Annotated in this window: 6 protein-coding genes; 5 read left to right on the forward strand and 1 reads right to left on the reverse strand. The window is 29.6% G+C overall.

Going from position 1 to position 8,030, the window contains the following annotated elements; translation table 11 throughout:
- Positions 1-93: 93 nt before the first annotated feature.
- Positions 94-1,323, reverse strand: coding sequence for an aminopeptidase (locus tag IC214_RS07455; RefSeq protein ID WP_227483285.1), 1,230 nt, complete (start codon positions 1,321-1,323; stop codon positions 94-96).
- 367 nt (positions 1,324-1,690) lie between these two features.
- Here IC214_RS07455 and IC214_RS07460 point away from each other — a divergent pair, with 367 nt between their 5' ends.
- The 5 genes from IC214_RS07460 to carB form a co-directional block, all read left to right on the forward strand.
- A complete protein-coding gene (locus IC214_RS07460; protein ID WP_227863209.1) occupies positions 1,691-2,608 on the forward strand; it encodes a nitroreductase family protein in 918 nt (305 codons plus the stop codon).
- A gap of 23 nt (positions 2,609-2,631) precedes the next feature.
- Complete coding sequence (locus tag IC214_RS07465) at positions 2,632-3,267, forward strand: DUF1847 domain-containing protein (protein ID WP_227436409.1); 636 nt, start codon at positions 2,632-2,634, stop codon at positions 3,265-3,267.
- A gap of 380 nt (positions 3,268-3,647) precedes the next feature.
- Positions 3,648-4,364 carry an orotidine-5'-phosphate decarboxylase gene (gene pyrF / locus IC214_RS07470; RefSeq protein WP_227436407.1) on the forward strand — a complete coding sequence of 239 codons (717 nt, stop codon included), beginning with the start codon at positions 3,648-3,650 and terminating at the stop codon, positions 4,362-4,364.
- Positions 4,365-4,389: 25 nt separating this feature from the next.
- Complete coding sequence (gene carA, locus IC214_RS07475; protein WP_227845260.1) at positions 4,390-5,433, forward strand: glutamine-hydrolyzing carbamoyl-phosphate synthase small subunit; 1,044 nt, start codon at positions 4,390-4,392, stop codon at positions 5,431-5,433.
- A gap of 52 nt (positions 5,434-5,485) precedes the next feature.
- The coding region (gene carB, locus IC214_RS07480; RefSeq protein WP_227866434.1) for a carbamoyl-phosphate synthase large subunit at positions 5,486-8,030 on the forward strand (2,545 nt) is incomplete at its 3' end.

Raw genomic sequence — 8,030 nt, forward strand, 5'->3', positions numbered from 1 at the left:
ATTAATTAATATAAAAAAATATTTATCATCAACATTAAAAAGGGCTGGGAAGTCTGGTATAACTTCCGTCAGCCCTTTTTAGTATAACAACACTTAAAAAGCCCAATTGCCATCTTTAAAAATCTGTATATGTTTTCCATCATGAGTTTCTCCGACAATATCCATATCTGAAGAACCAACCATAAAGTCAACATGTGTTAGACTATCATTTACTCCATACTCATCTAATTCTTCATCTTTCAAATCATTTCCACCATCTAAGCAAGTCTTATATGCAGAACCAATTGCAAAGTGGCAAGAAGCATTTTCATCATATAAAGTATTATAAAAAATAATATTTGTATCAGATATTGGAGAGTTATATGGAACAAGAGCAACCTCTCCTAGATAATGAGAACCCTCATCTGTTTCAATAAGTTTCTTTAATGTTTCTAGTCCCTTTTCAGCAGAGAAATCTACTATTTTACCATCTTTGAAAGTCAAAGAGAAATTATCAATTATATTTCCTCCATAAACAAGGGGTTTAGTACTGTATACAGTTCCATTGACTTTAAACTTGTGTGGCATTCCAAAAATCTCTTCAGTTGGAATGTTAGGATTAAAACTTACTCCGTTAGGGTCTTTAGATGCTCCACTTAACCAAATATGACCTTTTGGTAAATCTAAAGTTAAATCAGTTTTTGAAGATTTATACTTTAAAGTTTTAAAATTACTTTCATTTAAAAAATCCATTTTAGACTTTAGATTTTCATTATGTTCTTTCCATGCTTTTATAGGGTCTTGTCCATCAACTCTTGAACACTTAAATATGGCATCCCATAATTTATCTATTGCTTCATCTTCTGATAAACTTGGAAATACTTTTTTTGCCCAATCTTTTGTTGGTACAGAAACTATGCTCCATTTACATTTATCTGTTAGCGTATAAGAACGCCACTCTTTTAAAGCCTTTCCAGAAGCTTTTTGAAAGTTAGCAACTTTCTCAGGGTCAACATCTTTTAATAAATCAGGGTTTTGAGCATATACTGATAAAAATGCTCCACCTTCTTTAGCTATATCTACATATTGATCTGCTGTCCATTTTGGAAACTCATGAAATGCTTCGTTTGGAGCATATAAATATTTAATGAGAGTACTTTCTTCATCAGACCATTCTATATATACATTTTTAGCTCCACATTTATATGCTTCCCTCAGTGCATTTCTTGCAAAATCAGCACATTCGATTGGTGATTTTATAAGTAAAGTTTGACCTGGCTGTATGTTAACTCCGACCTTAATTGCTAACTCAGCATATTTTTCTAAATTTTTATTGAAATCCATATCTATCCTCCTGTATTTTTAACATTAAATAACTTATAAATATTATATCATTACTTAGATTTTGGGTCATATTTAAAATATTTATACTTAATAGACTGAGAAATAAAAAATATGTATTCTAATTAAAATAGATTGTTTAGATATATAATTGTAACTAAGACGTTATTTTTTGTTGATAATAGTATTAAAGTAGAAATAAAAATACTTTTTTAGTGAAAGGCTATACAAGAATACCGAAAAAAACTTATAATATAATAATGAGATAGATATTTATAATGAAATAAAAAATTTTCTGGCAAAGCTTATATATGTTTAAATATAGTAGTTTATATATTATGAACAGAAGATTTCAGTTAGGAGGGCATAAATGGAGCTTTATGAAGCCATTTTTTATAGAAAATCTGTAAGAAATTTTTCCAGTACAAAACTAAAAAAGCCATTAATGGAAGAAATAAAAAGAAGTTGTAAAAATTTAGAATACTTAAATGAAGATTTAAATATTAAAGCACATGTTGTTGATAGAGGTCATATAATACACTTTTTAATGGGGAAAGAGTGTAAAGTAAAAGCACCTCATTATATAGTAGTCACATCAGATAAGGGAAAAGACTATTTACAAAATATAGGTTTTGCTACTGAAGGTATAGTATTACGTCTTACAACATTAGGAGTAGCTACTTGTTGGCTGGAGTCCACATTAAAAAGAGAAGATATCTTGGAATTTGTAGATATTGGAAACAAAGACCCAAGAGAAGATGAAGAAGACGATTTAGATTATTTAGCTGGAATAAAAACAGAAGAAGATGATGAAAACAAAATAGAAAATCCATATATAATAATAGCTTTTGGATATCCGGCAAAAAATGAAGATTTATTTAGGACAAGATATGCTAGACCTGATAGAAAACCAGTAAAAGATATTATAAATAAAATAAATAGAAATAGAAAATGGAAAGAAATATTAGAATTTACAAGAAGAGCTCCATCTGTGAAAAACTCTCAACCTTGGTATTTTCACAAAGATGAACGAGGTCTTCATCTATTTGAAAAGAAACCTAAGAAACATTATGAATATATGAATAAGGTTAGCTTAGGTGTAGGTTTAAGACATTTTGATATAGCATGTATAAAAAATAAAATAGATGTTTCATATGAAAAACTTCCTATAAAGAATAAAATAGGAAAATCATATTTTATAACTGTAGTTGAACATGTAAAACCAGAAGAAGAAGAAACTCAAGATGAAAATTTAAGTTTGGAAAAAGAAGAATCACAAAATGAATAAAATTTTGAGAGGGGATAGTAGACATGTATAAGTGTGGGAAATGTAATCTTAGAGGCTGTTCAGATGGAGATATGGATAAGCTAATGAAGATATGCCCAACTAGGGAAGTTGAGTTACAAGAAAAAGCAAAAAAACTTTATGAAGAGGAAGAAAATAGAAAAATAGCTTATAATGCTGGATTAATTGAAACAGAGGGATACTGTCAATATACTAGGTTAAAAGAGATTATAGAGTTTGCTAAAAAATGTGACTATAAAAAAATTGGTATAGCATTTTGTATTGGTTTAAAAAGAGAAATGCAAACAGTACAAAAGGTATTTGAACATCATGGATTTGAAGTGTTTTCTGTTATATGTAAAAATGGAGCGATTCCTAAGACTACAGTTGGATTGAAGCCATCACAAACAATATCAAAATGTAAAGATGAAATAATGTGTAATCCAATAGGGCAAGCTTTATTTTTAAATGAGGCTAAAGTTGACCTTAATATAATTCTTGGATTATGTGTTGGTCATGATACATTAGCCATGAAATATATGGAAGCTCCTATAACAACTCTAATTGTCAAAGATAGAGTAACTGGGCATAATCCAGCTGCTGCTATATATAATGCAGAGTCTTATTTTGAAAAAAAATTATTTGATAAAGATGAAGAATAATTCAAAGACTTATTGACATAAAAAGCAATTAGTGGTTTAATTATAAAAAAGATGAAACTTTAAAATATCCTTAAGATACATAAAGTTATATAAATAAAGAAAAAATATTATGACTAAATTCCTTAAACTAGTCCAGAGAGACTAAAGGGTTATAGATAGTGTTAATATATAACCTCTAGTAAATCACCTAGAGGTTTTTGATGAGTATAAAATAAAAAATTTAAATATAATAAAGTCTTTTAAACTAGTCCAGAGAGACTGGGAAAGATATCTCATAGCTAATTAATATCAAAGTTATGTATAGATAAAATCCTTGTGCCTCTTTTGGTGTAAGGATTTTTTTATGAGGATTTAGGCTTTATTAAAAAGGAGATATAAAAATGATAAATGGTAAAGAGAAGCTAATAGTTGCAATTGATACTGACGAATTTGATAAAGCTAAAGAACTAATAGACAAATTGGAAGATAGTGTAGATATATTTAAAGTAGGACTAGAACAATATGTGGCTACAAAAGGAAAGACAATAGACTATTTAAAAGAAAAAGGTAAAAAAATATTTCTAGACCTTAAATTCCATGATATTCCAAATACTATGAAAAGTGCAGTAAGAGCTGCAGTAAGAGATAATGTTTGGTTAATGACAATTCATGTATCAGATATGGAAGGGATGAGACAATGTGCACTAGTTGCTAAAGAAGAAGCAGAGAGATTAAATATAGAAAAACCTTTGGTGGTTGGAGTAACAGTTTTAACTTCATTAAGCAACCAAGACTTACAAGATATAGGATGTAATATGACAACAGAAGAATTGGCTATAAAGAGAGCTAAATTAGCAAAAGAATCAGGAATAGATGGAGTTGTTTGCTCAGCTCAAGAAGTAGATAAGATAGTAGAGGCATGTGGAACTGATTTTATAACAGTTTGCCCAGGGATAAGACCTAAGTCAGCAGAAGTTGGAGACCAAAAAAGAGTTGTTACTCCATCAGATGCAATAAAAAGAGGAGCTCATTATTTAGTTGTTGGAAGACCTATAACAAAAGCAGAAAGTCCAAGAGAATCAGCTATTAATATTGTAAAAGAAATAGAAAATGCTTAGATAAAACATTTGGGAGGTAGCTTATATGAAGGGGAAATTAATTTTAGAAGATGGAACAGTATTTGAAGGAAAAGCATTTGGATATTTAAAGGAAGCTGTTGGTGAAGTTGTGTTTAATACTTCAATGGCAGGATATGGTGAACTACTGACAGATGCAACTTATTATGGACAAATAGTGACAATGACATATCCACTTATAGGGAACTATGGAATAAATTTAGAAGATGTTGAATCAAATAAAGTACAAGTAAAAGGACTTATAGTAAGAGAAAAAAGTGACAACCCAAATAATTTTAGATGTGAAATGGATATAGACACATATCTAAAGCAAAACAAAGTAATTGGACTTGAAGGAATAGATACAAGAGCATTGACTAAGATTATTAGAAATAATGGAACAAAAAAAGGTATTATAACTTTAGAAAATGTATCATTACAAGAAATTCAGTCTAAATTAACAGAGTGTTGTAATAAAGATTCTGTTAAAAGTGTTACAAGAAAAGAAATTGAAAATATTAAAGGGACTGGTGTTAAAGTCGTAGTTGTAGACTTTGGTGTTAAAAATAGTATATTAGACTCACTGAAAGCTTGTAACTGTGACATAATGGTAGTACCAGCAATGACTACTTCAGAAGAAATTTTAAATATAAACCCTGACTTGATATTATTATCTAATGGGCCAGGTAATCCAGAAGATATAAATGATATAGTTGAAAATATAAAGAAATTAGTAGGCAAAAAACCACTAGCAGGAATCGGTTTAGGACATCAAACTTTGGCATTAGCATTAGGTGGAAAAACTTCAAAACTTGCATTTGGACATAGAGGAGGAAATCATCCAGTTAAATGTTTAGAAACAGGAAAAGTATTTATAACTTCTCAAAATCACGGATACAATGTTTCAGAAATGCCAGAAGATACAGAGATAACTCATGTAAATTTAAATGACAATACTATAGAAGGAATGAGACATAAGGAATTACCAATATATAGTGTTCAGTACATTCCAGAATACACAACAAAAGAAGATTTAGATTGTATATTTAATAAATTCTTAGCATTAATATAGATTTAGTATTATTTACAGATAGTAAAAACCATTTAGATAAGGAGAAAAATTTATGCCTAAATTAGATAGTATAAAGAAAACTTTAGTATTAGGGTCAGGTCCAATAATAATAGGTCAAGCGGCAGAATTTGACTATTCAGGAACTCAAGCATGTCAATCTTTAAAAGAAGAAGGAATTGAAGTTGTATTAATAAATAGTAATCCAGCTACAATAATGACTGATAAAGAAGTGGCAGATAAAATATATATAGAACCATTAACAATAGAATTTATAGAAAAAATAATAGAAAAAGAAAGACCAGATAGCTTACTTGCAGGTATGGGTGGACAAACAGGATTAAACTTAGCAGTTGAGCTTTATGAAAAAGGCATACTAGATAAATATGGAGTAAAAATAATAGGTACTTCAGTAGAATCTATTAAAAAAGGTGAAGACAGAGATATATTTAGAGATGTAATGAAAGAAATAAATCAACCTGTAATAGTTAGTGATATAGTTACAGATTTACAAGCAGGTCTTGATTATGCACTTACAATAGGGTATCCAGTAGTTGTAAGACCAGCATATACATTAGGTGGAACTGGTGGAGGTATCGCTGATACTGAGGAAGAATTAAGAGAGATACTTTCACATGGATTGCAATTAAGCCCAGTTGGACAAGTATTAATTGAAAAAAGTATAAAAGGTTGGAAAGAAATAGAATATGAAGTAATAAGAGATTCAAAAGGAAACTGTATAGTTGTATGTAACATGGAAAATATAGACCCAGTTGGAGTTCATACAGGAGATAGTATAGTTGTTGCTCCAACACAAACTCTAAGCAATAAAGAATGTGCGATGCTTAAAAAAGCATCTTTAGATATATTAAATGCAGTAGAAGTTCAAGGTGGATGCAATGTTCAGTTTGCATTAAACCCACATAGTTTTGAATATGCAGTTATAGAGATAAATCCAAGAGTTAGTAGATCATCAGCATTAGCATCAAAAGCTACAGGATATCCAATAGCAAAAGTTTCATCAAAAATAGCTTTAGGATATACTTTGGATGAAATAGAAAATGCAGTAACTAAAAAAACTTATGCTTGTTTTGAGCCAACTATAGACTATGTAGTTGCTAAGATACCAAAATGGCCATTTGATAAATTTAAAAAGGCAAATAGAAAATTAGGAACTAAGATGATGGCAACTGGTGAAATAATGAGTATAGGAAGTAACTTTGAAGCTGCTATTCTTAAGGGAATAAGATCACTAGAAACAGGAAAATATTCATTAGTTCATGCTCCATCAGAAGAGAGAAGTATTGAAGCGTTGAAGAAAAGAGTTGTAGTACCTGATGATGAAAGATTGTTTGATTTAGCTGAAATGATAAGAAGAGGCTATAAAGTAGAAATGATAGAACAAATCACAGGAATAGACAAATGGTTTATAAATAAATTTAAATGGATAGTTGAGCAAGAAGAAAAATTAAAAGTTATGAAGATTGAAGACTTAACTAAAGATTATCTTCTTGAGTTAAAGAAAAAAGGATTCTCTGATAAAGGTATATCTGACTTAATGAAGATAAGCCCAGAAAAATTATACGAATTAAGAAGTCTATATAACATAAAACCAGCATACAAAATTGTTGATACATGTGCAGGAGAAATAGATGCGATATCTCCATATTATTACTCAACTTATGAGCAATATGATGAAGTAGTTGTAAGTGATAAGAAAAAAGTAATAGTGTTAGGCTCTGGACCAATAAGAATAGGTCAAGGTATAGAATTTGACTATTGTTCAGTTCACTGTGTAAAATCTTTGAGAAAGATGGATATAGAAACTATAATCATAAACAATAACCCTGAAACAGTAAGTACAGATTTTGATACATCAGATAAACTATATTTTGAACCATTAACAGAAGAAGAAGTTTTAAGTATAATTGAAAAAGAAAAACCAGAAGGTGTAATACTACAATTTGGAGGACAAACAGCTATAAAACTAGCTAAGTTCTTACATGAGAAAAATATACCTATATTGGGAACTGATTTTGATGATATAGATGCAGCGGAAGATAGAGAAAAATTTGATGATTTATTAGAAAAACTAGACATAAACAGACCAAAAGGAAAAGGTGTATGGTCACTTAATGAAGGTATTGAAGTTGCTAATGAATTAGGTTATCCAGTATTAGTTAGACCATCTTATGTACTTGGTGGTCAAGGTATGGAAATAACTTACAATGAAGAAAAATTATCTCAATACCTACAGGATGCATTTGATAGAGACCATAAGAATCCAGTACTTATAGACAAGTATTTAACTGGTAGAGAAATAGAAGTAGATGCCATATGTGATAAAGAAGATATATTAATACCTGGAATAATGGAACACTTAGAAAGAGCTGGAGTTCACTCTGGAGATAGTACGACAATGTATCCAAGCCAAAATATATCTGATAAGATAAAAGAAAAGATAGTAGAATACACTAAAAAAATAGCTTTAGACCTTAATGTAATTGGTATGGTTAATATACAATTTATAGAATTCCAGAATGAATTATATATAATAGAGGTTAATCCTAGAGCCAGTAGAACAGTACCATATATAAGTA

It is taken from the genome of Clostridioides sp. ES-S-0190-01 (genome assembly GCF_020658275.1).
In the GTDB taxonomy this organism is placed as follows: Bacteria; Bacillota; Clostridia; order Peptostreptococcales; family Peptostreptococcaceae; genus Clostridioides.

Excerpts from the sequence above, each read along its gene's own strand:
- IC214_RS07455 (WP_227483285.1), bottom strand. The coding sequence starts at position 1,323 with ATGGATTTCAATAAAAATTTAGAAAAATATGCTGAGTTAGCAATTAAG.
- IC214_RS07460 (WP_227863209.1), top strand. The coding sequence starts at position 1,691 with ATGGAGCTTTATGAAGCCATTTTTTATAGAAAATCTGTAAGAAATTTT.
- IC214_RS07465 (WP_227436409.1), top strand. The coding sequence starts at position 2,632 with ATGTATAAGTGTGGGAAATGTAATCTTAGAGGCTGTTCAGATGGAGAT.
- pyrF (WP_227436407.1), top strand. The coding sequence starts at position 3,648 with ATGATAAATGGTAAAGAGAAGCTAATAGTTGCAATTGATACTGACGAA.
- carA (WP_227845260.1), top strand. The coding sequence starts at position 4,390 with ATGAAGGGGAAATTAATTTTAGAAGATGGAACAGTATTTGAAGGAAAA.